Here is a 24,621-nt window from a genome sequence, read left to right on the forward strand (position 1 = left end):
ATGCCGATCTCCATTCAGCCGGCCCTGGCACCAGTGCTGCTAACGCCCGATGAATCAACTGATCGAAAAACTGATCGATCCTGTCGATCAGGGCATCGGCGACTCAACGATCACACGTTCTGGCACCGGAACTCTTCCTACCCCGCTAGCGGGACACCGCTTTGATGACGGTCACCATGTTTGGAGTAGAGTTTGCAGCTTCTCGGAGAGATCGATGAACTCGTACTTCCCGCCCCCGAGTTCGTGCATGTCGACATTATTCGAGTATCGGTTCCATTCTTTGAATGCCTCATGATCAACGTCAGCGTCGTCGCGCCAGCGCAGGACTGATATCGGGCAGTTCAGCTCAACTGGAGCAGTGCGCTGGTACATCCGCACAGCTTCGATGTCTGTCCACAACACTGTGAAACCGAGCTCGATCATGTCCGGTCTGGGTTCGACCCCTCTACTTTTCAATACAGTTGTCAGGTTCTCTCGCAATTCGAGCTCAGACATCTTTAGCATCGGATCGCTGTCCGAATTATGCGGGGCGGCCTGGCCTGATGCGAACAGCCGACGGGGGCGTGACATGCCAGCTTCCCTGAGATAGATCGCCGTCTCATAAGCCGACCAAGCACCCACACAGTGTCCAAAGAATGCGAATGGGCGATCAAGATGCGGATTTAGGGCATGTGCTATACCTGCGGCGAGTTGGCCGTACGTAGCGGCGCTCTGCTCTCCGAGACGATTCTCACGCCCGGGAAACTGGAGTGGATATATCCCAATTCCGCCTAAGTGGATGGGCCAGGAACTGAAAACCGAAGCTCCAGCGCCTGCATGGGGAAAGCAAAATAGGCGCGCGGTGTCCTCATCCGCCGGAGCCCGGACCAGCCACCGAGTGTGTGTTTTTGAGTCGGCCCCATTTGCGGCAGAGGACGATTTATCGAGAGCTGGACGAGCACCGAAGACCATGTCATCTACTTTCTGGCAACAATTGGAAGGTTTGCCAACCCGGCTATGAAAAATGACCGCAAGTGACGAGGCTGGCCACCGAGTTCAACCGACACGAATTGGGTAGTTAGCTCTTCAAAGAAGATTCGAGCAGTTAGTCGGGCGAGCGGTGCACCGATGCAATAGTGCGGACCAAACCCAAACGCAATGTGCCTGTTGCTGGTTCTCCTGACATCGAACACGTGAGGGTTCAAGAACTTCGTCGGGTCCCGGTTTGCCGAGCCGATCCACGCAACGACGGCACCGCCCGCGGGCACCGTTCCACCCCCTATTTCGGCATCCGTGACGGCATAGCGCATAAAGTTGGTGGCTGCCGAAGTCCACCGAAGACCCTCCTCGACCAACCCGGGAACCAGGGCGTGGTTTGCGCGAACCATGGCGAATTGGTCGGGCCGTTTGACGAGAGCGAGAACCGTGCCCGATACAGTGTGAGGAGTTGTGGCATTGGCACCCAACAGCAAGCTATATCCGTCGAAAGCAATTTCGTCATCGTTGAGCGGAACATCGTCTATTTTCACGCTCATCAGATGATCGAGCAAGCTCCCGTCTTCGCCCCCAACGGCTCGCTTTTGCTGTACCCAATCGGTGATATAGCTGATTATCTCGTGATGGGCGATTGTCAATGTCGCGGACTGGCTGCCACACTGAAATTCCGGGTCAGCGGGTGCGGCGACCATACCGCTCAGCGTCACTAGTTCCCGCCAATCGCGTTCAGGAATCCCGAGGAGGGGGCCCGCAACCAACATTGGAAGAAGCCGCGCAGCTTCGGCTAGATCCCAGATCTCCCCACTAATCGCAGGATCGAGGAAGGTCGCGATCGACTGCCTGATTCGGTCCTCCATCGGCGCAACTGCACGGGTGGTGAGGCGCTCGCCGATCGCTCGTCGGACCTGCGTGTGCCGAGGGGGATCGGTGGACGTCATCAACTTGCCCGCGGCGATATCATTTTCGCCGAGGTGGGTGACAATCGTGCCGCGCTCGGAAGTGAACCGACGATGGTCACCGAGCACAGAGCACACATCGTCGTATCGTGTTACCGACCAGAATTCCCGGCCGTCAGCCATCACTTGGTGATGCAGTGGTGCTTGATCTCGTAGAACGCTCCAGACCGCATGCGGGTCACCAGCGGTAAAGAGATCAAGGTCGAGCAGGTCAATGCCGTCAATGTCTACCATCGCCTCGGCTCTGGGCTCCAACCTCACTTCTGGGCCCGACCCATCTCAACCAGCTCAGCGACTTTCGCAGGTGTCTGCGCCAGATAGAAGGCTCGCACCGATAGCTCCACTCCGTAATCTTGGAGAATGCGATCGATGATCTTGATTCCGATCATGGAGTTGCCACCGAGCCCAAAGAAGTCATCATCCACAGCGACATCGCTCCCCTTGAGATGGCGAGAAAAAATCGCAGTAACCTCCTGAACGAGTTCAGAATCAGTCTTCAGCGGCCGCGGTGCCACCGGTAGTGTTTCGACGTCATCAGGCTGTTGGAATTCCCCCGCCGAACTTGTTGCCATCGTTGTCTCCCGTGCCGATCGATCAAGAACTGATTCGCTTCGCCGGACCTTCGCGACGCCAGGAAACCTCCTGACTGCCCCTACGCTTCCGCACCTAGTCCCGCCGCCGTCACGGCTTCCGGTGGGGTCGCCCAGGACGATCGAAGGATCGCAGGGATGCACCCTGCGTGGCTGAGATATCGCCTCTCGTGGACTGGCGTGATGCGATTTTACGACCGGCGATGAACGCCCTTCGGTACGAATACCTGCGACGCTGAACAAGGGGGTGTCCAGACTGGCTCCCTCGTCTCCGATCTGCCTGCATTCCGACGCTGTTGGTTGGACCATTGTCGCGACCACCACGTTCTAGAATGCACGTGCGGACCCACCCGGGATCTGGAACAGTCGAGCCATGTCGGATTCCGCAGACACCATTCTTGACCTGGCATGGTTCGACAGCACCATCGCACCACGTTGCCTTGGTATAGGAATTCGGCTGCCAGTGCTCGTGCCAATCAATATGCGAATCGACGTCGACATCGACAGCGAGCGGCTCGCTCGTGGCCGATACCGAGACATGCCCATCGACTATGAATGGCTGCACGTCCCGACCACAATTCGTTTGTGCTGGAACGCCGAACTCAGCGACGACCCAACCAGCGTTGGCTCCCAGCAGGCAACTGTGCGTGGACTTGCGCGGGAAACAGGCACGGTGGCGCCACCTGCTTTGCTTCGCATCGATTCGCCGCGTGCGGCGTCAGTCGTCAGCGTGTACGTACCGACAGTGGCTGCCGCCCCCACCATTCAAGATGTGCGCAATGGAGTGCAACTCGGACCGCTTGATCTCGCAATGTGGGTAATCGACGATCTGGTTCGCGCGACCCGACTCAGAGGTCATCCTCTTCCCGACCTGACAGTCGAATCGCTACCTGCACAGGAAATCGCATTGACCTACGCCGACGTGGTGAACACAACCCTGCGCTGGACCGGCAATTGGTGGACTCATCCCCTACCGGGTCCGGATGCCGACGCTGGCTACTGGGGCGCTCCGATTCCAGCATCAGAACAGCGGGCTGTGGTTACCGACTTCGCCGGCCTTCGTGTTGAAGTGCCGGCAGCAGTGGCCATCGACCTTCTCTACCGTGCTCACGTCTCCCTAGACGCAGGCCAACCCGACAACGCTATCGTCGGATACGCCGTCGCCTGCGAGTATTTCATCAGCAATCTTGCGTTGGCTATTCGTTGGGAGAACGGAGAGGGCGTCGTAGCCGCGGCGGCCGCCCTCGACCTAGTTCACAACGGGCCGCTTGCGCTCCTTCGCAAGTGCGATCCATTGGGTGGCGGATCGTGGGACTACGACAAGGCCGGCGTGATCCAGGCATACAAGCAAGCGGTCCTCACGAGGCGAAACAGAATTGTTCACCGCGGTCAGCGGTACACAACAGCGAGCGCAAACGAAACCAGGTTGGCGGCTGGGAATCTGATCGAGATGCTGAAATCCAGACTGGTTCGTAGTCCAAAATTTCCCCGTACGACGAGCTTGTTCACCGGCAGGGAGAGCATTCAGGCTTACGCTTCAAAGAGGCGCAAGCAGGAGCTTCTCGACAGCCTGCTCGATGAGACCCGTTACCGAAGCAGCGATGCTGCGTTCCGGATCTGGCGAGACGAATTTTACTCGCATACAGACGGCGAACAACCATAGATACCAATGGATCCTGAAGAAGTGCGTCCGACACGGCAAGGCCGAGATCTGGGCGCTCCGACGAAGAGCCCGGTCGCTGCGCTGGAGGACAGCACCGAGACGTTCGTTCTGCCGGTCGGTGACGTCGCCTGCCACGTGGTGCCCGGTGCGTTTGTCGGGCGCAGCGTCCTGTAGCCACGCATCGCGGCGAGCGGCTTTCCTGCATTTGCGTCTTACAGGAATCGAGACAGCCCACCGTTGAGTTCGTCCGGCACCGAACGTTCAGATGCGGAACAAATTACGCTTACCGTGGGGGCTGGGGGTCAGGGGTGCTATCGACGACGACTGCATTCGAGAGTTCGTCCACTCCTGCCCGGACGGCATCACAGGCACCGAGCAACGTGTCCCATGTGAGTGGGTCGTCGACGCCAAGACCGTTTTGAGAAGCGGTGAAGACTTCATTCGGGTCCAGGTCCCACAACAAACAAAGTCTATGTGCCGCAGCGATCGTAGCGTCCATTGCGAACTGTACGTTTCTCAAAGTCGCACACCAGGTGTAGTTGGTGCGTTTCTGCTCTTGAATGACGGCGAGTGTCAGCCAAACTGCGTTGCCGTGTGTCGGGCGACTCAGCTCGTCGTACGCCAATGCATGCGGGAACGCATCCTCGATCAGTTTCCGATTGCTACCTGCGGATTGCTTCGGGATATCACTGAACGTGGCGCCTGTCCTGTTTCGCCACTTCTTCCAGGCTTCGAGGAGTTCAAGCGCTCCAAGTTCTGATGAGGATCTGTACTCCTGAAGAGCTGCATGAAACAGCGCATGAGTGCGTAAAACTCGAATCTTCCACCCGATTTCGGGATCGCCGACGAACATGGCTCTGCTTGCATGTTCGGCCGTAACACGGGCAAGGGCCGCGGATCCGATGTGCATCGGAAAGTCGCGTCCAACCAGTTCACAACATGACAGCAACGCATCACCAGCAGAGATCACGTAGAACTTCGCTAACCGATGCGCAGTGAGCAGTGGGCCTTCAACGTCGTCCGCGTGGCCGATCTCCAGATCTACCGCGTCCATCGATTCCACTCCAGGCTCCCGATACTGCGGCGAATGCTTCGCTGCCGCGAGCGCGAAGTGGGCTATGTACTGCCCGACGTTGCTGGCCTTCACTGCGAAGGCTCGGACCTCGTCGAGATTGAACTGCGATCCTTCAACCGACATAGTCGCGACACTACTTGTTGTCGACGACACGAGGATGACTACGCGTCCGCGCAGACTTTCTCGGACACAGCGGTGCGTCGACATCCGCCACTCCTGGCGACGTCAAATTCATGCCTAAAGCGGATTCTGATCACCAGTAGCCCGATCCGGTCGGCCTTCGGCCCGGTGCCGTCGCACCTGTGACACCGAGACAGGCAGCACGGCGAGCGGTCACAGCCACCAGTGGTCGCTGTTCGGCGCTTGGTGCGCCGCGGCTTACGGCGAGGCGCTACCCGAACCCAACGCACCGGTCATCAGAACTCGATTACTGGAGGTTTCGACTCCTTCAAGTCGAGCACGTCCACGGGTGACGCGGTCGGGCTTGACACAGCCCTGGCCGCCGTAGGCGGCAACCGTAGTCCGGGATGGATTGCGTGAGACTACACAGGACGGTGACGTCAACCGCGGAACTGTACTCAACACTGTGACCTCAGCTCGGGTGGTTCCACCCGAGCTGAGGTCACACTTGGACTCCAAAATCAGCAGGCCAAAGGGCGTGTGTGGATCCATACCGGTCCGCGAATCCGTGTGAGGTACTACCAAGAGGTGCGGCGTTCGAATCGCACACCGAGTGGTGAGTCCCACACTGAAAGCGTGGGCATTTCGTGGATAGCGAGCGGTGGTTCGGGTGCCGAAGGCTGCTTCGATTCGGTGCGCGTTCAGGCGAATTCACCACGGTCTCGATGGACTTTCGAAGCGGGTCTCGGTGTCACGAACGTGTCACATGTCGGTCCGAACGGACGTGGATTCGGGTGGTGCTGCCTGGACGATTGACACAGGTCAGAGCGTCTCTGGTGGTTCCATGCGGACGTATGTGGTTGTCTCGCAACATACTTGTAAGCGAGCGGTCAACGGTTCAATCCCGTTAGGAGGCTCTCTTGGCTCCGATTCCGTCCCTGGGATCGGAGTTTTTGCGTTTTCGTCTCGGATCGGCTCCTCGGTTTCGGATACCCGACGCCGATGGGAGTCGGATATCCGAAACGTGGGAGCTGATCGAGCGGACGGCCCGCATCTACGCCCTTCGTCGGAATCCACACCCTTCGTAGGAGGTGTCGATTCCGATTGGGGGCGTGAATTCAAGTCATCGCTGCGCGACCGCGGGCCCACCACATCGCCACGGGTCGGAATACGAAGAGCCGAGTCGTCGTTGACTTCATCGACGGTGTTCGATCCCAATGCCCCGGGTACCAACCATCAGCCGCTACGAGCGGCCACCTGCCGAGAGGCGCACTGGCGAACACCGTCACCCAATACCGATCAGAGCCGCGCACCCAGAGGTGCGCGGCTCTGTTCGTTCCACAAGCCCGATATCACCGCTTGTCTTGCTTCTCCGCGGGAGTCATCGAACCCATTTCGGCGGCAAATTCTGTCGCCATGGCTTTGGAGAGTGCCTGCGCAGCCGACAGCGGACGCACCATCACGGTGAAATTGTCGATCAGGCCGTCGGAATTCAGGTGGAGGATGTCGCAGCCGTGGACGGTCACGTCGTCGATACGGGTCTCGAAGAACAGGACGTGATCACGGCCGCCGATGTCTTCGACGGTTTTCACGTAGCGAAGGTCCTCGAAGACGCGGGTGACGGCGCGCAGTATCGCCGCGGTCAGCTCCTTGCCGTGGTACGGCTTGAATGCGACGGGGGAACTGAAGACGACGTCATCGGCCAGGGTGGCGGCCATGGCATCTTGGTCGTTGGCCTCGACGGCCTGTCGAAACTGCTGCACGCGTCATCTCCTGGGTGGGGCCAGGGCCTGAGACACCCTCGGCTGGTGACCGAACGATACACAATTTTGCGACTATGAACGGGTGATCGGCGTTTTCATCTGTGTCCCGCGCGGGTGTCGAGAACTTCGAGGACACGGGCACCCCAGCGAAGCGATTCCTCCTCGAACATCCGTCCGCGCATCAGGGTGAGGTACGGGCCGATGCGATCGGCGGTGGCCAGGAACTCGGTCTCGGTACGTCCATCGAGCAGGCGGTGCGCCATCCGGTCGTACCGAGCCAGCTTGTCTCGTGAGAGCTGCATTCGTTCTCGGATCGCATCGGTCATCGGCTCGAGGTCCCCGGCTTCGAGAGCGTGGATCGCCACCAGGTGCTCGTCGCGTATCGCAGGAAGTTTGGGTTGCCGATGGCTGACCTGGCGCAGCGCTGCGCGTCCCTTGTCGGTGAGGCTGAACAGGCGTTTGTTGGGTCGACCGTCCTGCTCGACCAGTCGCGCCGAGATCACCTCGTCTCGATCCATTCGGTCGAGTTCGCGATAGAGCTGTTGGGGAGTGGCAGTCCAGAAGTTGGCGACGGTTGCGTCGAACGCCTTGGACAGGTCGTAACCCGACATCTCCCCGTCGACCAGTGCGGCGAGCACGGCATCACGTAGCGACATGATCAAGGACAGTACCCGTCGCGAGGCGGCGGGCAGGCCACGTATTAGACAACTTGTTGTATATTGACGTCGAGTGAAAGAACGGTGGACGTGGTGGATCGGACGAAACAATTGCGATACGTAGCCCTGGGCGACAGCCAGACGGAAGGGCTGAACGACGGCAACGACGACACGGGATTTCGTGGTTGGGCCGATCGGCTCGCCGAGCACATGGCCGAGAGCGCAGACGGGGTCGTCTATGCCAACCTCGCGGTACGTGGTCGTAAGGCCGCGCAGGTCAAGGCCGAGCAGTTGCCGGCCGCTTTGGCGTTGAAGCCGACGGTCGCGTCCGTCGCTGCCGGTGTCAACGACATCTTGCGTCCGCAGTTCGATGCGCGGACCGTGGCAGGTGAAGTGGGCGCAATGTTCGCCGCGCTCCGAGCGGCCGACTGCACCGTGATCACCATGACGTTCCCCCGCCTCGCTCACCCGGTCCCCGGAAGGACCGTCATCGCCAGGCGTATGACCGAGCTGAACGCCGAGATTCGCCGGGTCGCAGCCCAATCCGATGTCGTGGTGATCGACCTCGAGAAGCATGACGTGGCCTCGGATCCCCGGCTGTGGAGCTGGGACCGCCTGCATCTGAACGAGACAGGGCACGCGCGGCTCGCTGCGGCCGCCGCCTACGCCCTCGGTCTACCGGGTGCCACCGACGCATGGAATCTTCCGTTGGCACCGCTTGCCAGACCGCGCCTGCACTCCCGAGTTCGCGCCGACCTCACCTGGGCCGGAATGTTCCTCGCGCCGTGGTTGACTCGTCGGATTCGTAAACGCTCCTCGGGGGACAGTCGTACGGCCAAGCGGCCGGAGCTGACCGCGGTACTCGGGTAGAGCCGGGCGAACCGAACCGAGTAGACCGGGCAACTTCTGACTCAAAATGTCGGGCCTAGATCTGCAGTGTTATCGACCAAGCTGCGCCGCATCCAGCTGTACACCCTCTCGTCGTTGAGGAGGGTGAAATGGTGCGCACTGTAGATCGCCAGACCGTCGTCCGGTCGAAGTCCGATGTTGCGGAGCTTGTTTCGGCCCCCGGCACTGTCGGTACGGACCAGGCCGTCACCCACGAAGACTCCGACCGGGTTGCGCGGACTTCCGGTGACGACCGCGGACGCGTGATGATGACGCACCCGTTCCGGAACCGAGATGTCCATGGCGGCACCGACATCGAAGCTGTCGGTGTACCGAGCATGACCGTCCTCGTCGGTGATCGCTCCGTGGATCAGATCACGGATACCGGCACTTCGACGCGCCAGTAGGTTCGCGAACGGCCGGGTCTCGGGTACGAGTGCCATTGTGGCCGCGGCGACGTGGACGCCGTGAGCAAGTGGCGCGCCCAGATGTGGTGTCCCCAGAGTGAATACGTCCGTCAGCAGATCAACCCATCGGCGACCGCTTTCGGCGGCGTGATGAGCGGCGCTGCGTGAGACCAGCCCGCCCATGGAATGTCCGACCAACGTGATCCGGTGTACCCGGACGGGCCATGCCGGTACGAGCTGCTCCAACAAGTCCGACAGGTCGACGCCATTCGACGCAATTCGCCGTCCGGTGTTGTAGCGCAAAAAGATCGAGGTCGTCCCGGCTTCGGCGTCCAGCCGCTCTCCGTATGTGGGCCGCCCACCGAGCCGCCATGCGTATTCCGTTTCGACCAGCCCATGGACGAACACCACGAGGTGCGCTCCCGCAGTGGGAAACCCGGCGGCCAAGGCGCGGTACTCCGGGGGTACAGGGCGTCCGTCGACTCGAATCGACATCGGATGGGCCAGTACCCGGGCTGTTCTCTCCATGTCGTCGCCGATGAGACCGTTCAGAACGGCGATGGTTTGCGCGCCACGGCTGGTGTGCGACGGTGACGGCCGCGAGTCGTCCTCGGCCACGTCGTCGCCGTCGGTCAGGGAGCCGTCAGCCAGGGAGCCGTCGGTCAAGGAGCCGACGATCTTGGCTGCGCCGGTGCAGGCGGCCGCGATGCTCGCGTACGTGCCGGCGGCGATCGCGTCGTGCATCAGTTGTGTCGGCAGGGCGGCGGGACCGATACCGAGCTTTACGGCAGCAAACGTGCGTCGTGCAATTGCCGAGTGGACCGCGCGAACGCCACCCGCAGCCGACGCCAACTCGCGAAGTGTGAGCTCGCCGAGCTCACCCCACTCCTGTGTGCGCCGAGATTTCTTCCCCGGTCCAGGTTTCGTCCCCACCGGATTCAGTGTACGCACGTCCACTGAAACTGCTGGCCCCGCAGAATCGGCGTCTCAGTCCCGGCGGCCGACCACCGGGTTGAGCTCGGAGTTCGCGAGGCCACCGGGCTCGATGCCGGGGAGGAATTCGCGCCAGGTGCCGCTGATCAGGGTCGGCGACTCGACGACGCGGGTGCCGTCGGCGAAGTAGGTGGTGGCCAGTGCGCGACGCGGCTGTGTCGTCCGGTTCGGGCCTGCGGTGTGGAAGCACAGCGCGGAGTGGAACGATACGTCTCCCACGGCGAACGGCTCGGACTCCACCGCAACGTTGCGCGTGCGGAAGCGCTGGGTGACGGCCTCGTCGTAGGAGGTGCCGACCTTGTCGAATTTGAGGTCTGCGACTTCGCCGAGAACGTCGCGTCCGCGCGCGAACGACAGTGGACCCATCGGGCCCGGAATGGCCGACATCGGCATCCAGGCGGTGACGGCGTCGGTGGTCTGCAACGGGAAGTGCTCGGCGTCGTGGTGCCACGGTGTGCGTCCGCAGCCGGGCTCCTTGGACAGCGCATTGTCGTGGTACAGCCGAACGCCGGGCACGTCGAGCAGTGCCGCGGCCAGGCCGCCGATCCGGGGTGACAGTGCTACGGCACGCATCAGGTCGTCGTGGAGCCACATCTGCTCGAGCGCGGTGAACCGGCCCGCAACGTCGTCGCCGTGCTCGGCTCGCAGTAACTCCTCGAGCCGCTCGGCGAGGCGTCGTACGACGGCAGGCGAGAACACCGCGGGCAGCCGCACGAAGGCGTGTCGCGCGAATGCGTCGACGGCCGCCGGGTCGAGATCGTAGGGCTCGGCGAGTTCGTGCTCGACTTGTTCGTCCGTGGCGGCCTCGACATCCGGCAGTCCAGGGCCATCGACGAGTTCTGCGGGTGCGGCGTCGTTGGCGGCCAGCGTGACGTACCAGTCCCACCAGTCCTGATCGTTGCCCGCCCAGTCCTGGTCGATACCGCCCTCGCGATTGCGTTCGGGCAGAAGCTCGTTGGTGGCAGGGTTGTTCAGAGCCACAGCAGGGCCGCCTCGTGCGAGAAGGTGTAGGAACCGGACGCGTCGCGGCACGAAGCGAGGTAGTCGCCTAGCACGGGGGCCGCCTCCATCTCGTCGAGTGACACGGAGTCGTCGAAGGCGCACCGCTGCAGAAAGCCTTCGGCGACAGCGCGATCGGACGTTCCGGTGGTGTACGAGACGCGCTGATCGCGCACGTCCGCGCCCGCGCGGATCAGCGCGTCGCGCACCTGCTCGGCCGTCGTGTACGGCGTTGCTTCGCGTACGCCGGCGCGGAAGGCATCGTAGAACGCGATGTAGTGGGAGGCTTCCGTAGCCTGCGCGACCAGACCGAGACCACCGGGAGCCAGTGCGGCCACGAATCTTTCGGCTGCGGCATCCAACTCCGCGGGCGGAAGGGCGTAGAGCGCGTGAGTGGCCCACACGACGTCGTAACCGGCGTGATCGGCGGGCAGATCCTGCAGCGTCATCACCAGATCGTGCCGGGCGACGAAAGGCGCGGCCAGAGCTCCGCGTGCCTCGGCCACCGAGAATTCGGATGGGTCGAGCAGGTCGTAGGCGACCTCGGGTACCGCGGACAGGTCGGTGTACCGGCGGAGCGCAGTGGGGAATTTACCGCTGCCGCAAGCCACGTCGAGTAGCGACCAGCCCTCGTGAGCCCGGCCGGCGAGCAGCGTCGGCCAATCGGCTGCCAACGCCAGCTGGTGGTAGTCCTCGGTGGCCAGAGCGTAGAACGCCTCCATACCCGTGCGGCCCGCCTCGCTCCAGTGCTCGAGACTGCGTTCGGCTGTGTCTCCGCTGCTCACGAGATTCCTCCTAGGAAGCCAACTACGACGCACCGGATGGGACGTCATGGTTGACTCGGTCCAATGTCCAACATAGCTCCGAATTCGCCGACCGACACTGCCGTCGTGCTCATCGACGGATTGCGGGCGATGCGTCGCGGGGCCGAGGCGCTGGCGGGCCTGCCGCCCGAGTCCTACGCCGAGCACCACGCCGCCTTCGAGATGCTCTCCGATCAGCGCGGTCTGATCGCCCAGCACTTCGCAGATCGGCTGGCCGGGATGGGGAATGGACCGCTCTCGGTGCTGTCGGTGGGCTGCGGAGACGGCTCACTCGATGCCAGGCTCGCAGCAGGCCTGGTGCTGCGGGCACCCGGCCGTACGGTCCGGTACGTCGGCATCGACCCCTGGATCGGCAGTACCGAGCTCTTCGCCGCCACGATGGCGGCGCTCGAGGCCGCCGAACTCGACGCCCACGCGTACGTTGCATCGTTCGACGACGCACCCGTCGACGAGACTTTCGACGTCGTGATGTTCGTGCACTCGATGTACTACGTCGCAGACTTACGAGCAACGTTGCGTGCCGCGCTCGCCCTGCTGCGACCCGGCGGCGAACTGTGGGTGGCGATTGCGCCGACGGCCGCGCTCAACGCACTCGTCGAAGTCCTCGCCCCTCCACTCGAGGGCCATCGGCAGTGGTTCAGCGCCGACGTCGAGAAAGCATTCGTCGACGCCGAGATCGTCCTCGACGACACGGTGACTCTCGATGCGCTGGTCGATCTTTCCGCCGCGAGCGACGACGTGCTGGACTTCGCGGTGCAAGCCCGGTTGACGCCCGAGCTGCACGAGCCGGTGCGGGCCTACCTCGCGGCGGTATCGGTTCCGGATGCGGTTGGCGGGCTTCGAGTTCCGCATCCGGTCGACGTGTTCAGCGCGACCCGTCACTGAATGCCTCGACGCCACTGAACGCGCCGATTCGAGAAAGGTGGACGGAGGTCAGGTCCAGGCCATGCGGGAGCGGTTGTCCCAGTAGCTCTGCGGCGACTCGGCAATGTCCAGGTCGGCAATGTTCAGGTCGCCGGCCGCGATCACGTCGTGGTCGATGGAGAGCGCAGCGATGTTCTGTTCGAGTTGCGCCACCGTGGCGGCACCGGAGAGCACCACATCGGCCCACGGTTGCGCGAGGGCGACGGCCAGTGCGAGCGCGTCGCGTCCGACTCCGGCCGAGTCGGCGAGCGCGGAGAGTTCGGAGTTCTCGGCGACGAGTCGGCCGTTCGCCATCGCCTCTTTGACGACGACGAACCAGCCGGCCTCGTGCGCCTCCGCCAGGGCGGGGGCGACGGACGGTTCGAGGGGGTTCCACGTCGACTGCACCGAGCCGAACACCCCGGTAGCGAGCGCGGCACGCACGACTTCGGCCTGGTGCGGCCCGCTGGTGCTGATGCCGATGCGCGTGCCACCGGCTGCCAGCGCGCGTAGATCGTCGAGCAGGGCTGCGTCGCGAAGGGCAGGGCTGTCCGGGGTGACGCTGTGACTCAGGTAGTGGTCGGGCTTTCCGCCGAGGTCGCGCACGGTAAGCGGCCACTGCTCGGCCAGACGTGCAACCGAGTGTTCCTTGACCTCGTGTACCTCCGCGCCCCGCTGGAAGTCGGCGACATAGGCATATCCCCACTTCGAGCCGATCACGAGTTCCTCGCGCCGGTTCGGACGGGCAGACAACCAGCTGCCGAGGAACTGCTCGGCCAGACCGTAGGAGCGGGCGACGTCGAAGTGCCGAATGCCACTGTCCCAGGCGGCGTCCAGTACTGCGTGGCAATGTTGCTCGAGCGCAGCCGGGTCGAACCGCCCGTCCACCGCACACGAATGCCCGATGGTCAGATACTCCGGGCGTCCGAGTGCGGCAAGTCCGAGACCGAGTTGCGTCATGCCCTGAATACTCTCATCACTGCCGCCCTCGGAGCCTCGCCGCGAAACCGAGGAGCCGATTCGCCCTTACCAGCCGGTGGTCAGGACTCTGTTCAACGAGTCGACGAAGTAGTCGACCGATTCCTTCGAGACGCACAGGGGCGGTTTGATCTTGAGCACGTTCTGGTGGTCGCCGGTGGGTTGCATGACGACTCCCAGTTCGAGGAGCCGGTTGCAGATGGCCTCGGTTTCCTCGGTCGCAGGCTCGAGGGTGGTGTGGTCACGGATGAATTCGAGTCCCAGGTACAGACCCGATCCGTGCACGGTACCCACGATCGGATCCTCAGCGGCGAGCGCTTGCAATCGAGACTTCAGGTGCCCACCGACGACGCGCGCGTTCTCCTGCAACCCCTCTTGTTGGATGACGTCGAGCACGGCGAGGCCGATCATCGACGACACCGGGGACCCGCCCGTCGACGAGAAGAAGTAACCACCGGTGCGGTAGCGGTCGGCGATCCTCCGGGAGGTCACCACAACGCCGACGGGTTGGCCGCTGCCGATCGATTTCGCGACCGCCACGACGTCGGGAATCGCCTGCTGTTGCTGGAAGCCCCAGAACCATTCGCCGAGTCGGCCGTAACCGACCTGCACCTCGTCGGAGATCGCAAGGCCACCGTGCCTGCGGACGGCGGCGTACACCTGCTGGAGGTAGCCGTCGGGAAGTGCGACACCTCCGGCGTTGCCGAAATAGGACTCGGCGATGAACCCGGCGGGGAGAGTCCCTGCAGCGGCCAGGTCGTCGATGAACTGCACGGCCTCGGGGGCGTAGCGGGCCGCATCGTCACCGCGGTGCTTTCCTCGGTAGGAGTTCGCGGCGTCGACGGTGTGTACCCAGTCCGGCCGGGTGGCAAGGGCATTGGGATTGTCGGCTATCGAGGTCGAGACGGCGTCGCTGGCGAAGGTCCACCCGTGGTAGGCCTCTTTCATGGCCACGATGTCGGTACGTCCGGTCGCGGCCATCGCGATGCGGATGGCGAGATCGGTGGCCTCGGAACCGGAGTTGACGAAGAACACGGTGTCGAGTTCGTCGGGGAGGGTCGCGGTGATGCGTTCTGCGAATTCCGTGATCGCGCGATAGTTGAAGCGCGAGTTTGTGTTCAGCAGGTGCATCTGCCGATGGGCGGCCGCCACCACCTTCGGGTGGGCATGGCCGACGGAGGCGACGTTGTTGACCATGTCGAGGTAGACCCGGCCGTCGACGTCGGCCAGGTACTCACGCCAGCCACGCTCGATACGGGGAGGCTGCGCGTAGTAGTGCTCCTGGACCTCGGCGAGCAGTCGTTCGCGGCGCTCGAGGGTGTCGTCTTCGGGGGCGACGACGGTAGCGGGCAGCCCGAGTGCCGGCGCTGGGTCACCGGCGAGTACCGACCAACCGTGGGAGTACGAGGGCTCGACGCGCAGTGGTATCGGCCCCGAGTTCGATCGGGTGAGCTGGACGTCGATCGGTGTACGCGCCGGCAGCACAAGGGTATTCGGCGAGTTCGGTACGCCCACGAAGTGGACGGCGTCGTCACCGGACGTGACGGTGATGCCGTCGTCGGTGTGCGTGGTGTAGCAGTCTGCAGGTACGTCGAGCGTGGTGTCCTGGGCGAGCCAGATGGTCAGCGCAGTCGAGATCGTGGCCGGCTCTGTGGGAGTGCGGCTGGGTCCACCGGTGAGCCGAGCAGACCACGCAGGTACCACAGCGGCGGGAGCGCCTGCATCGAGTGCGGCAAGCGCGGCGGCCGTCAGGGTGTGTCGGTCGAGCCAGCGCCCTTCGTCGTTGACGGAAGACGTGGTGCCCGCGTCGATGGTCACGGCGTCGGACATACCGGCGACCAACGGTTCGCCCTGCCAGGTCGGTCGCGGCCGGGCGTCCAAACCCAGTGCCCGACGGATGGTTTCGGTCATCACGGGGCAGGGCACCGATGTTGCTTGGGTGAGGATGCGGAATTCGCGATCCAGCGCGGAGTCGGCGTACGAGTTCCCGGCGTCGAGGCGTACCTGCTGACGGCCGCTGAGTACGAGGACCACTCCGCGCAGGGTGACCAATGGCCACAGTGCCTCGATCTCGTTCTCGCTCAGCGGACGTGCGGCATGGAAGGCGCGGATGGCGGGCAGTGCGTCGACCGGCGCGAAGCCGTCGTGGTGCAGCAGCGAGGACAAGGTCACCGCAATTTCGTTGACCGCCCACGATCGACTGACATCGCCGAAGTCGATGACGGCGTCGGGGAGCGACCCGGGTGCCGTCGGCGCGAGAACGTTGTCGTCGGTGATGTCGAAGTGACCGAGTTGACGGGGCAGGTCGGCCGACACCGAATGCAACTGACGCATGGCCGATGCGGTGACGTCGGTGATGAATTCGCTGACATCCTGGTCCGGCTCGTCGGGCAACAGCGTCGCGATGACGCGATCGGCATGGCGCAGATCCCATTGCAGCACCCGGCCCGACGCCGGGTGGTCGACATCGGAGAGTGCAACGCTCACCTTGCCTGCGAGTTCACCCATCCGCGCGGCCGTGGCGGGGGAGAGATAGTTCGAACCCATCAGCGTTGTGCCCGAGATGAATTCGATGACCCGGCCGTGGATGCGCCCCTGCGACGAGTTCCACCATGCGGACATAGGTCCGCGCGGGCCGACGACCACCTTCGGGGTACGCAGCGTCGGCTCTCGCTCGGCAACGATGCTTGCGGCGAGGTCCTGCAACTCGATCTCGGACTCGCTGAACACCGGGTTGCTCAGCTTGAGGACGCCGACCGGGTTGCCGCTGTCGATGTCGCGAACCACGAAGTTCTGGTCCTGCTGGCTGCCGAGTTCGGTGAGGGTGCATGCCAATCCGAAGTTTTCGTCCATCAGCCTACGGACCTCGTCGGACTCGAGGGTCGGCGTCGGTAGCTCGGGCTGGGCGAAGAAGTCGATCACGGTGTCAGACATGGGTTTCCTCGGTCTCTTTCTCGAACACGGTCTTGCCGCCGACGATGGTGCGTACGACCGACACAGCCAACAGATTGCCTCCGTCGAGTACGTCACCGTCCAGTACGACGAGGTCGGCGTACATGCCGGGTTGCACTCGACCGACCCGCGAATCGGCATCGAAGGAAGCGGCGGAGTCGAATGTCGCGTGGCGTAGGGCGGCGTCGAGCGGTACCGCGAACTGCGGCTCGTTCGGTGGCAGCGAGTGGTCGGTGGCCGAGCGTCTCGTGGTGGCGATGTACAAATTCGCCAGCGCTTCGTGGGGCGCGGTCGGGGCATCGGTGCCGAATGCCAGGCGGGCCCCCGCAGCGGTGAACAACCTCCACGGGTAGCCGCGTTCGACGCGGTCGTCGCCCAACTGGGCGCGCCAGTTCGGTTGGATCGCAGGGTCGGAGTGCACCGGCTGTACCGATGCCGTGATGCCCAGCCGAGCCATTCGGTCGGGTGTCCGATCGCTGACGATTTCGAGGTGCTCGAGCCGCGGTCGTCGATCCCACGGCGGATTGACGTCGATCATCTCCTCGAGAACATCGAGGGCCATGTCGCTGGCCAGATCGCCGATGGCATGGATGGCCAGACGCAGTTGTGCAGCATCCGCGGCGACGACGACGGGTAGAAGGGCCTCGGCGCTCCACAACAGGTCTCCGTTGGTGCCGTTGGCGTACGGGTAGTTCAACGCTGCGGTACACGCGTCGATGACACCGTCGAGTACTAGCTTGATACCGACGAGCTCGAGCCACGGTGTCGGGTCGTTCCGCAGCTCGAGAACACGGTTCACCTGGTCCAGATTGCGCTGCGCGTCACCGGTATCGACGACGAGCCAATGTGCCGAGACACGGACCGGTAGCCGGCCTTCCGAGCGCTGCGCGACACCGCACAGCGCGCGCCAGCCGTCTTCGTCCATCCCCATGTCGACGACCGAGGTGACACCGGCGGCCGCGAACGCGTCGAGTGCACGCCCTATGTGTCGCTCTCGATCCTGGTTCGAGGTGACCGAAGACGGGTAGGCCCAACCCAATTCGTGCGCGGCGCGTTCGTACAGCATCCCGGCGGGTGAGCCGTCGGGAAGACGCGAGATCCGGCCACCGGCCGGATCCGTTGTCGTCGCGTCGATTCCCATCGCTTCGAGTGCGGCGGTGTTGACCCAGATCGAGTGCATGTCGTTGGAGTCGAGGAACACCGGAATGTCCGAGACGACCTCGTCGAGCATGGCTGCGGTGGGTTCACCGTCGATGGCATCGAAGAGCCATCCGCGGCCGCGCAGCATGGTCGCCTCGGAGCCGAGGGATTCTCGTGCGTCGACCAGCCGGCGTCGAATCTCCGCGAGATCGCCTGCGTCGGTGAGGGCTACGCTGCTGAGCCCGGCACCGAGCCACAACAGGTGTACGTGCGAGTCGACGAATCCGGGGAGGACGAATCGGCCTTCGAGGTCCACCGTGACGTCGGCGGACGCCGCGTGCGTGGTGCCGGGCAGGTGCACCTCGGCGATGTGGTCACCGTCGATCACCACACGATCGGCCTCGGCCAAGCTACCGTCGGCGACGGCCTCCAGGGTGCCGGAGGAACTGAGGATCCTGCCGTTCACCAGTGCGGTCCGGGTGGTCGGGGTTGTCATCGAGATGTCTCCTGCGGTAGCGAATCCGATTGCCGTGCTTGGTTTTCTGCCTGTTCGACGCGGGTGGACAAGCGTGCGACGAGAACGACCGGTACGACCAACAACCAACTGGTCACGCCTACGACCCAGCCGAATGTGCTGTAGCCGAACGACTCCACGAGCCAACCACCGAACGCTGGAGCGAAACTGGTACCCACGAGATACACGCCGAGCGAGGGACCCGAGAATCTGCCGTTGGCATCCAGTGCGGCCGCGGTGGCGATGAAGAACAGGAAGGCCGCCAGGTACACCGAGTTCCACGCGACGAGGAGCACGCCGTACACCGTGGGATCGGTGGCGAGGGACGTACCGAGTTTCAGGGCACCACCGACGATCAGTAGGACCGCCATCGGAAGTGCGCGGCCCACCCGGTCGCCGAGCAGGATGAGCACGAGGGCGGCGAAGAATCCCCCTGCGCTGGATGCGCTGAGAACTACACCGAGTGCTGCGTCGCTCAGCTGCGCATTGTCTGCGCCCATGGTGCCTGCGATCGCCCAGAGTGAATCCTCGCTGATCGCCCACACCGCGTACATCACCAGCAGGGACACTCCGGCAACTGTGATGCGCCGCGTGCCGACCGAGGCCGGCGGCTCCACAGCCCGTCGCACCGGGTCGGGTGAGTCGAGTACGGGTGCGGCGGGCAACCAACCCGACGTCACCAGGAGAACGACCGCCAGAGCCGCGACGAATCCGTAGACACTGCCCAGGCCGACCCCGACCAGCGGGATCACCGCGAGGACGAGGGTCACGACGGCTCGGTTGACGAGTCCGTTGGCGGCCGACATCCGGTTGGGATTGCGCAGTGCCGCCAGAGCTGCACCGCTCGCGGCCAGTGCGCCGCCGGCTCCCGCACCTCCGACGATGACGCCGACGACAGTGACGGTGGCACCGAGCGGGAACGCAGCGACACCGAATCCGAGTGCGGTCACCACGAGACCGACTCGGGCTACCGCGATCCGCCGCGACCCCTCGGCCAGTCGGGTGACCGCGATACAGGCCAGCGCGGTGGCGAGCAGCGAGCCCGTCATGATGGTCCCCGCCTCGGCGACGCTGACGCCGAGGGAGTCCTGGAGTGCGATCACCATGAACGGCAACAGGTTTGCGGTCAGCAGGCCGAGTACGGACATGCCGAATGTCGACGTCGCTCGTCGAGTGTTCAGTGGAAGCCGGGTGGCGTCGGGCGTCAGTGGAATGGTCATGATCAGAGAGGCGATCCGTCGGTGGTCGCCATGGCACCGGCGACACCACCGTCTGCGCAGCGGGCGACGGCGACGACGAGGGGACCGTACGGTGCCCGCCACTCACTGTGCAGGGTGTCGTACGAACCCGGCGGAATCGACACTGTCCCGGTGACGGCGCTGCCCGTCGTGTGGAGCGGCACCCGCACTCCGTCGACGAAAGCCTGTACGTCGTCGATGGAACCGCCGTCGATCCGGACGGCGAAGGTGAGTTCGTCGCCCGCGGATCCCGGCCGAATCTGCACGTCGGTCACTGCGATGGAGGCATCCGAGTCACCGGCACCGACGATGCCGTCGAACACGTGCTCGTCGGTCAGTGCCGGGGTGCGTGCGGGAGCCACTCGTCGTGCCCCGAGGGCGTCGACGGAACGGGCGAGACGCAGCAGGGTCGAATCGGAGTAGGCCGCACCGGCCAGGGTCAAGCCGACCGGCATCGACGTGTCGCTCATCGACCCCATGGGAACGGTGACGGTGGGTATGCCGAGGTGGCGGGGCACGAGATTGCCGTTGGCCACCCAGACTCCGTTGCGCCAGGCGATATCGGCGGACGCGACGTCGACATCGGCGTCGGCGGGGCCGACATCGGCGACGGCAGGAAAGACGACTGCGTCGAAGCGGTTGTTCTGCAACCACTTCTCGAAGTCGACGCGGCGGACCTCTTCCAATCCGCGCATGCCGGCCTCCACAGACGGAATGCGATCGAACGGCGTCACCCCTGCCTTCGCCATGGGAACGTAGTCCGCCAGATCGTAGGCCGTGTCGAACGGCAGAATGCCGTAGCGATCGGGTAGCGCGCCCGTGGGATGCGGGAAGATGCGCGCCCCGTCGGTCTCGGCCAGGCCGCGCAGACCGGGCTGCCCGTTCGAGGCCAGGAAGCTGTCGAACGCCCACACCGAGAGCTCTTCCAGCTCGCGGTCGAGGAACTCGGCGGGAACGAGACCGCGGTCGACCATGGTCTGCGAGTTCGGGTGCAGGCCTTCGTAGTTCTCCACGACGGGGAAGTCGGTTTCGATCACTTCTGCGCCTGCAGCCACCAGATCGTCGCGCATGGAGTGCCACAGGGTCATCACCGAATCGCGGGTGTGGATCGGATATGCGCTGTCGGGATCGCCGTTGACGTACAGGCGAGGTACGGCGAGCCGGAGCCCCTGCAACGGCAGTGGCGGCAATTCGGTGAAGGACGCGGGCCGAACATCCGAGGCCGGGGGGATCGACACCCACTCCTGCATGCGCCACAGGTCGCCCTCGGTGACCGCGTCCTCGGCCACGACCACGTCCAGTAGGTGCAGTAGGTCGTCGACCGTACGGGCATGCGGCACAACGACATCCATCGTGGGCACCAACGGCCAGTTGCCCCGCACCGAGATCACCCCGCGAGAGGGCGTGTAGGCGACGAGCGCATTGTTCGACGCGGGTGCGCGGCCCGAGGACCAGGTTTCCTCGGCGAGTCCGAAGGCAGCGAAACTCGCAGCTGTCGCCGTACCCGAGCCGTTGGATGATCCCGAGCCGAACGCCGAGGTGAGAAATTCTGCGGAGTAGGGACTTTCGGCGCGTCCGTAGAGTCCGCGCTGCATTCCACCCGCTGCCATCGGCGGCATGTTGGTCAGGCCCAGGCAAATGGCACCTGCCGCTCGCAGCTGGGCCACGGCGAAGGCGTCGTCGGTCGCGACGAGGGTCTCGAATGCGGGCGAGCCGGCCGTCACCGGGAGGCCGCGCACCTTGTAGCTGGACTTGGCGGTGTAGGGGATTCCGTCCATCGGGCCGAGGGTCTGCCCAGCGCTCCGGCGCCGGTCGGCTGCGCGGGCTTCCTCGAACGCGTCGGGGTTCAGTACCGGGACGGCGTTGAGACTGATGCCGGTGCGGTCGTAGTGCCCGATTCGATTGAGGTAACGCGCTACCAGTTCGACGCTCGTCACAGTGCCCTCGGCGAGCGCGGCGGAAACGCCGGCGACATCGGCCTCGACCACGGTGAAGGAAGAAGAAGTCATGACAGAACTAAAACACACACTGTCGGTTTTGGGAACGGGTGAATCGAAAAAAATCCCGACATGCAAGGCTGTCCGTACTCGACGACCGCCCGAGAGGAGGCGACCATGGCACGACCACCTCGCGCCATTCTCAGCCGTGACCTGATCGCCCGCACCGCATTGGCCCTGGTCGATCGGCACGGAGCCGACGGTGCGAGCATGCGGGGCGTGGCGCTGAAATTGGGCGTGAACCCTACTTCCCTCTACAACCACGTCGCCGACCGCGCGGCGATGATCGAAGACGTCCGAGCTCTGGTCTCGGCCCGAATCGACTCGGCACCGCTACGCGAATTGCCCTGGGAGGAGGGCCTCGTCGAATGGGCGAGGTCCTATCGATGGGCGTTCGCGGAGCATCACCGCGCCGTTCCCCTCCTCATGACCACACGCGCATCGACCCCGGTGCTGTTGGCGGAGTACGAGGATTTCTCTGTTGCCGCAGAGGCGGTGGGCTGGGCGAGCAGGGACGTGTTGCCTCTGCTGACCGCGTTCGAATCGTTCATCCTCGGCAGTGTCCTCGACATGTCCGGCCCGAGTGTCGTATTCGATCCTGCCGGCCAGGAGGAGGCTTTCCCGCGGTTGGCCGCGGCCTACGAGACCGTCCAACACGAGGATGCCGACGATCCCATTGCCACCCGCGCCTTCGAGATGGGTCTGGCGATGCTCGTCGCATCGGCGCGCCCCCGGCGGTGAGATCGAGGCCCGTGTTCGACGTGCTCAGCGTTGTCGCGCTGCGCTGTCACGCGACAGTAGTAGCGCCGTGTGCTCGGCGTCGGCGGGCCGACCCAGCAGAAACCCTTGCACCAGATTGCATCCCGCTGCGGTGAGAGCGTCGAGCTGCGCCTGCGTTTCGACGCCTTCGCCCACGACTGTCACGCCGTAGGCTTTCGCCAGTGACACGATGGCGGTCAACACTTCTCGTCCTCGCTCGGTGTCGAGAGCGTCGATGTACGTTCGGTCGATCTTGAAGCTGCCGATCACCGGGAATCGTTCGAGGTAGGCCAGGCTGCTGTAGCCCTTCCCGACATCGTCGAGTGACAACGCAACTCCCATCTCGTGGAGTCTCGCCAAATTGGACGCAACCGTGCCGGTGTCGGCGAGCCATTCCGTCTCGGTGAGTTCGAGAACGACGCCGTCAGCGTGCGCACCGGTGGTGAGCAGGGCGGCAGCCACTCGATCGGGAAAGGCCGGGTCGCGCAGTTGCAGCGCGCTGATGTTGACGCGCATGCCGACGCAGCCCAGCCCGCGCCAGTCGACGAGTTGTCGACAGGCGGTGGTGAGGGCCCAATCGTCGAGAAGCGTTGCCACACCCGTGCGTTCGGCCACGGCAACGAATTCGGACGGTTCGATGGGACCGAGATTCGGGTGCTGCCAACGCGCCAGAGCTTCGACGGAAACGATCTGTCCGGTCTCGACGTCGATCACGGGTTGATAATCCAGTGTCAGGTCGCCGGAGGCCACGGCGCGGCGCAGGTCCACCGACATGGAGCGCACACGGTCGGCGTCGTAGAGGTCGCTCGAGTCGAAGACGGCGTGCCCGGCCCTGGTGTCCTTGGCGCGGTACATCGCCAGGTCGGCCGATCGAAGGAGCTCGCGTCGGGTCGAGCCCGCAGTGGACACCGCAACTCCGATGCTGGCGCTCACCGGAATCGGGTCGTCGCCCTCGTCTTCCGCGGTAGGGGCCGCGAGAGCGGAACGGATGCACTCGGCGACGCGTTCGGCATGTGCGACGTCGTCGATGTGATTGCAGATCATCAGGAATTCGTCGCCGCCGAGCCTGGCCACGGTATCGCCGGGTCTCGCGGTCGCGGCCAGGCGGCGTGAGAAGTGCACGAGTGCGCGGTCTCCGACGTCGTGGCCGAGGCTGTCGTTGATGATCTTGAAATCGTCGACGTCGAGCAACAGCAGGGCCACTCGGCCGCCGGTGTCCGCGACCTGTGCGAGCGCAGTGTCGATCGCGTCGTACGCCACCGCGCGATTCGGCAGTTCGGTCAAGGGATCGTGCGCGCTGCGCCAGCGCAGCTCGCGGTCGAGTTCCACCCGTTCGAGTGCAGCGGAGAGCACTCCGGCGACTGCGGAGACGAACGCAATGTCTCCGTCGCCGAAAACGTGTGGTTCTCGGCCGAACAGAATCAGTACGCCCCACAGCCCGGCACCGATGGTGATCGGAACGGCGGCACCGCTGCGAAAGCCCAGGGCAGCCATGGCCGAGGTGTCGAATCGTGTTTCGGATTCGATGTCGGAACACACGGTGATCGCCCTTCGCGCCAGGGCGTAACCGGTCAACGACCCGTCGCCGGTGGCAAGCACGAAATCGTGTGGGAGCGTGCGGGTGATCGCGTCGACGGACAGAAGCGGGTCGGTCGAGTCCTCCGAACGTCGGGCCAGGGCCGCAGACTCGACGCCCACCAACTTGGCCGCCGTGCTCGTGGCCGCAGTCAGCACAGTATCGAAGTCCGCCGTGACGGCAAGTGCGCTCAATTCGGCCAGTGCCCGTTGCTCGACTGCGATTCTCTCCGCCGATACGGCCGCGGCCAGCAGGTCCAGATCACGCTGGTGTCCACGGGTGCGGTCGCGGACGATGGTGGCGATCAGGTCGGGTTCTCGCCCGGAACGTCGGACGACGAACGTGGACAGGGCAACGGGAATGCCCGCGCCGGAGACGAAGTGGCGTAATTCGGTACGGCCCTGCCAGTGACCGGTCGTCTGCAACGCATGTTCGACGTCACCGGAGACTTCGAGCCCGCGGGCGGTGAAGAAATCTGCTGTGAGCAGGCCTGTCGACGGCAGTTCCTCCAGGCCGACCAGGTGGAGGCCGACCGGATTGACGTCGATCACGCTGCCGGAGAACGCGGACAGGGCCACCATGTCGGGGGATTCGTCGAACAGGGCGCGGAGAACGAGCGGATCGAAGCCGGGATCGTTCATCGATGTCCGTTTCG

20 protein-coding genes are annotated in these 24,621 nt (G+C 64.2%); 5 read left to right on the top strand and 15 right to left on the bottom strand.

Translation table 11 applies throughout. The features are described 5' to 3' along the window. Positions 1-171: 171 nt before the first annotated feature. Genes AB0O58_RS15535 through AB0O58_RS15545 form a run of 3 tightly spaced genes read right to left on the bottom strand, consistent with a single transcriptional unit; the run spans position 172 to position 2,503 of the window. Positions 172-951 carry a thioesterase domain-containing protein gene (locus AB0O58_RS15535; protein WP_366238463.1) on the bottom strand — a complete coding sequence of 260 codons (780 nt, stop codon included), beginning with the start codon at positions 949-951 and terminating at the stop codon, positions 172-174. Positions 952-956: 5 nt separating this feature from the next. Then, positions 957-2,165, bottom strand: a complete 1,209-nt coding sequence (locus AB0O58_RS15540; protein ID WP_366238464.1) for a cytochrome P450 — start codon at positions 2,163-2,165, stop codon at positions 957-959. 23 nt (positions 2,166-2,188) lie between these two features. Beyond that, on the bottom strand, positions 2,189-2,503 hold the full coding sequence (locus AB0O58_RS15545) for a phosphopantetheine-binding protein (protein WP_366238465.1): 315 nt from the start codon (positions 2,501-2,503) through the stop codon (positions 2,189-2,191). Positions 2,504-2,894: 391 nt separating this feature from the next. Here AB0O58_RS15545 and AB0O58_RS15550 point away from each other — a divergent pair, with 391 nt between their 5' ends. Further along, entirely contained in the window at positions 2,895-4,184 is a 1,290-nt protein-coding gene (locus AB0O58_RS15550; RefSeq protein WP_366238466.1) for a hypothetical protein, read from the top strand. Positions 4,185-4,190: 6 nt separating this feature from the next. Further along, positions 4,191-4,358, top strand: a complete 168-nt coding sequence (locus tag AB0O58_RS15555; RefSeq protein WP_366238467.1) for a hypothetical protein — start codon at positions 4,191-4,193, stop codon at positions 4,356-4,358. 109 nt (positions 4,359-4,467) lie between these two features. Here the strand turns inward: AB0O58_RS15555 and AB0O58_RS15560 are convergent, their stop codons facing one another. From AB0O58_RS15560 to AB0O58_RS15570, 3 genes are all read right to left on the bottom strand, one after another. After that, positions 4,468-5,382, bottom strand: a complete 915-nt coding sequence (locus AB0O58_RS15560; RefSeq protein WP_366238468.1) for a hypothetical protein — start codon at positions 5,380-5,382, stop codon at positions 4,468-4,470. A 1,349-nt stretch (positions 5,383-6,731) separates the two neighbouring features. Further along, positions 6,732-7,142: a nuclear transport factor 2 family protein gene (locus AB0O58_RS15565; protein WP_283542449.1), complete on the bottom strand. Its 411-nt coding sequence runs from the start codon at positions 7,140-7,142 to the stop codon at positions 6,732-6,734. Between the two features lie 95 nt (positions 7,143-7,237). Beyond that, entirely contained in the window at positions 7,238-7,798 is a 561-nt protein-coding gene (locus tag AB0O58_RS15570) for a PadR family transcriptional regulator (RefSeq protein WP_032399233.1), read from the bottom strand. Positions 7,799-7,891: 93 nt separating this feature from the next. On the opposite strand from AB0O58_RS15570, the gene AB0O58_RS15575 reads away from it, so the two are divergent. Beyond that, on the top strand, positions 7,892-8,668 hold the full coding sequence (locus AB0O58_RS15575; protein WP_283542448.1) for an SGNH/GDSL hydrolase family protein: 777 nt from the start codon (positions 7,892-7,894) through the stop codon (positions 8,666-8,668). Positions 8,669-8,709: 41 nt separating this feature from the next. On the opposite strand, the gene AB0O58_RS15580 is transcribed toward AB0O58_RS15575, so the two are convergent. Genes AB0O58_RS15580 through AB0O58_RS15590 form a run of 3 tightly spaced genes read right to left on the bottom strand, consistent with a single transcriptional unit; the run spans position 8,710 to position 11,870 of the window. Further along, complete coding sequence (locus tag AB0O58_RS15580; protein WP_283542447.1) at positions 8,710-10,026, bottom strand: alpha/beta hydrolase; 1,317 nt, start codon at positions 10,024-10,026, stop codon at positions 8,710-8,712. Positions 10,027-10,080: 54 nt separating this feature from the next. After that, positions 10,081-11,067, bottom strand: coding sequence for a phytanoyl-CoA dioxygenase family protein (locus AB0O58_RS15585; protein ID WP_052061261.1), 987 nt, complete (start codon positions 11,065-11,067; stop codon positions 10,081-10,083). Further along, on the bottom strand, positions 11,058-11,870 hold the full coding sequence (locus tag AB0O58_RS15590; protein ID WP_057473594.1) for a class I SAM-dependent methyltransferase: 813 nt from the start codon (positions 11,868-11,870) through the stop codon (positions 11,058-11,060). The genes AB0O58_RS15585 and AB0O58_RS15590 overlap by 10 nt, the downstream gene beginning before the upstream one ends. 63 nt (positions 11,871-11,933) lie before the next feature. Here AB0O58_RS15590 and AB0O58_RS15595 point away from each other — a divergent pair, with 63 nt between their 5' ends. Then, positions 11,934-12,794, top strand: a complete 861-nt coding sequence (locus tag AB0O58_RS15595; RefSeq protein WP_206498794.1) for a methyltransferase domain-containing protein — start codon at positions 11,934-11,936, stop codon at positions 12,792-12,794. Positions 12,795-12,842: 48 nt separating this feature from the next. Here the strand turns inward: AB0O58_RS15595 and AB0O58_RS15600 are convergent, their stop codons facing one another. From AB0O58_RS15600 to AB0O58_RS15620, 5 genes are all read right to left on the bottom strand, one after another. Further along, the gene (locus AB0O58_RS15600) at positions 12,843-13,772 is read right to left on the bottom strand and encodes an aldo/keto reductase (protein WP_366238469.1); all 930 of its coding nucleotides are present in this window, start codon (positions 13,770-13,772) and stop codon (positions 12,843-12,845) included. A gap of 66 nt (positions 13,773-13,838) precedes the next feature. After that, positions 13,839-16,724 carry an aminotransferase gene (locus AB0O58_RS15605; RefSeq protein WP_366238470.1) on the bottom strand — a complete coding sequence of 962 codons (2,886 nt, stop codon included), beginning with the start codon at positions 16,722-16,724 and terminating at the stop codon, positions 13,839-13,841. Further along, on the bottom strand, positions 16,717-18,378 hold the full coding sequence (locus tag AB0O58_RS15610) for an amidohydrolase (protein WP_366238471.1): 1,662 nt from the start codon (positions 18,376-18,378) through the stop codon (positions 16,717-16,719). Before AB0O58_RS15610 ends, AB0O58_RS15605 begins: the two co-directional genes overlap by 8 nt. After that, on the bottom strand, positions 18,375-19,616 hold the full coding sequence (locus tag AB0O58_RS15615; RefSeq protein ID WP_032391862.1) for an MFS transporter: 1,242 nt from the start codon (positions 19,614-19,616) through the stop codon (positions 18,375-18,377). The genes AB0O58_RS15610 and AB0O58_RS15615 overlap by 4 nt, the downstream gene beginning before the upstream one ends. Positions 19,617-19,618: 2 nt before the next feature. Further along, the gene (locus AB0O58_RS15620) at positions 19,619-21,643 is read right to left on the bottom strand and encodes an amidase (RefSeq protein WP_366238472.1); all 2,025 of its coding nucleotides are present in this window, start codon (positions 21,641-21,643) and stop codon (positions 19,619-19,621) included. A 105-nt stretch (positions 21,644-21,748) separates the two neighbouring features. Here AB0O58_RS15620 and AB0O58_RS15625 point away from each other — a divergent pair, with 105 nt between their 5' ends. After that, positions 21,749-22,372: a TetR/AcrR family transcriptional regulator C-terminal domain-containing protein gene (locus tag AB0O58_RS15625; protein WP_366238473.1), complete on the top strand. Its 624-nt coding sequence runs from the start codon at positions 21,749-21,751 to the stop codon at positions 22,370-22,372. A gap of 24 nt (positions 22,373-22,396) precedes the next feature. Here AB0O58_RS15625 and AB0O58_RS15630 read toward each other — a convergent pair whose 3' ends face one another. Further along, entirely contained in the window at positions 22,397-24,607 is a 2,211-nt protein-coding gene (locus AB0O58_RS15630; RefSeq protein ID WP_283551095.1) for a GGDEF domain-containing protein, read from the bottom strand. Positions 24,608-24,621 lie beyond the last annotated feature (14 nt).

Source organism: Rhodococcus sp. NPDC080181 (genome assembly GCF_040702225.1).
GTDB classification, from domain to species: Bacteria; Actinomycetota; Actinomycetes; order Mycobacteriales; family Mycobacteriaceae; genus Rhodococcoides; species Rhodococcoides fascians.

What these genes read in the sequence shown, in the direction of transcription:
- AB0O58_RS15535 (WP_366238463.1), bottom strand. Translation starts at nt 951, where the DNA reads ATGGTCTTCGGTGCTCGTCCAGCTCTCGATAAATCGTCCTCTGCCGCA.
- AB0O58_RS15540 (WP_366238464.1), bottom strand. Translation starts at nt 2,165, where the DNA reads ATGGTAGACATTGACGGCATTGACCTGCTCGACCTTGATCTCTTTACC.
- AB0O58_RS15545 (WP_366238465.1), bottom strand. Translation starts at nt 2,503, where the DNA reads ATGGCAACAAGTTCGGCGGGGGAATTCCAACAGCCTGATGACGTCGAA.
- AB0O58_RS15550 (WP_366238466.1), top strand. Translation starts at nt 2,895, where the DNA reads ATGTCGGATTCCGCAGACACCATTCTTGACCTGGCATGGTTCGACAGC.
- AB0O58_RS15555 (WP_366238467.1), top strand. Translation starts at nt 4,191, where the DNA reads ATGGATCCTGAAGAAGTGCGTCCGACACGGCAAGGCCGAGATCTGGGC.
- AB0O58_RS15560 (WP_366238468.1), bottom strand. Translation starts at nt 5,382, where the DNA reads ATGTCGGTTGAAGGATCGCAGTTCAATCTCGACGAGGTCCGAGCCTTC.
- AB0O58_RS15570 (WP_032399233.1), bottom strand. Translation starts at nt 7,798, where the DNA reads ATGTCGCTACGTGATGCCGTGCTCGCCGCACTGGTCGACGGGGAGATG.
- AB0O58_RS15595 (WP_206498794.1), top strand. Translation starts at nt 11,934, where the DNA reads ATGTCCAACATAGCTCCGAATTCGCCGACCGACACTGCCGTCGTGCTC.
- AB0O58_RS15600 (WP_366238469.1), bottom strand. Translation starts at nt 13,772, where the DNA reads ATGACGCAACTCGGTCTCGGACTTGCCGCACTCGGACGCCCGGAGTAT.
- AB0O58_RS15605 (WP_366238470.1), bottom strand. Translation starts at nt 16,724, where the DNA reads ATGTCTGACACCGTGATCGACTTCTTCGCCCAGCCCGAGCTACCGACG.
- AB0O58_RS15610 (WP_366238471.1), bottom strand. Translation starts at nt 18,378, where the DNA reads ATGACAACCCCGACCACCCGGACCGCACTGGTGAACGGCAGGATCCTC.
- AB0O58_RS15615 (WP_032391862.1), bottom strand. Translation starts at nt 19,616, where the DNA reads ATGACCATTCCACTGACGCCCGACGCCACCCGGCTTCCACTGAACACT.
- AB0O58_RS15620 (WP_366238472.1), bottom strand. Translation starts at nt 21,643, where the DNA reads ATGACTTCTTCTTCCTTCACCGTGGTCGAGGCCGATGTCGCCGGCGTT.
- AB0O58_RS15625 (WP_366238473.1), top strand. Translation starts at nt 21,749, where the DNA reads ATGGCACGACCACCTCGCGCCATTCTCAGCCGTGACCTGATCGCCCGC.
- AB0O58_RS15630 (WP_283551095.1), bottom strand. Translation starts at nt 24,607, where the DNA reads ATGAACGATCCCGGCTTCGATCCGCTCGTTCTCCGCGCCCTGTTCGAC.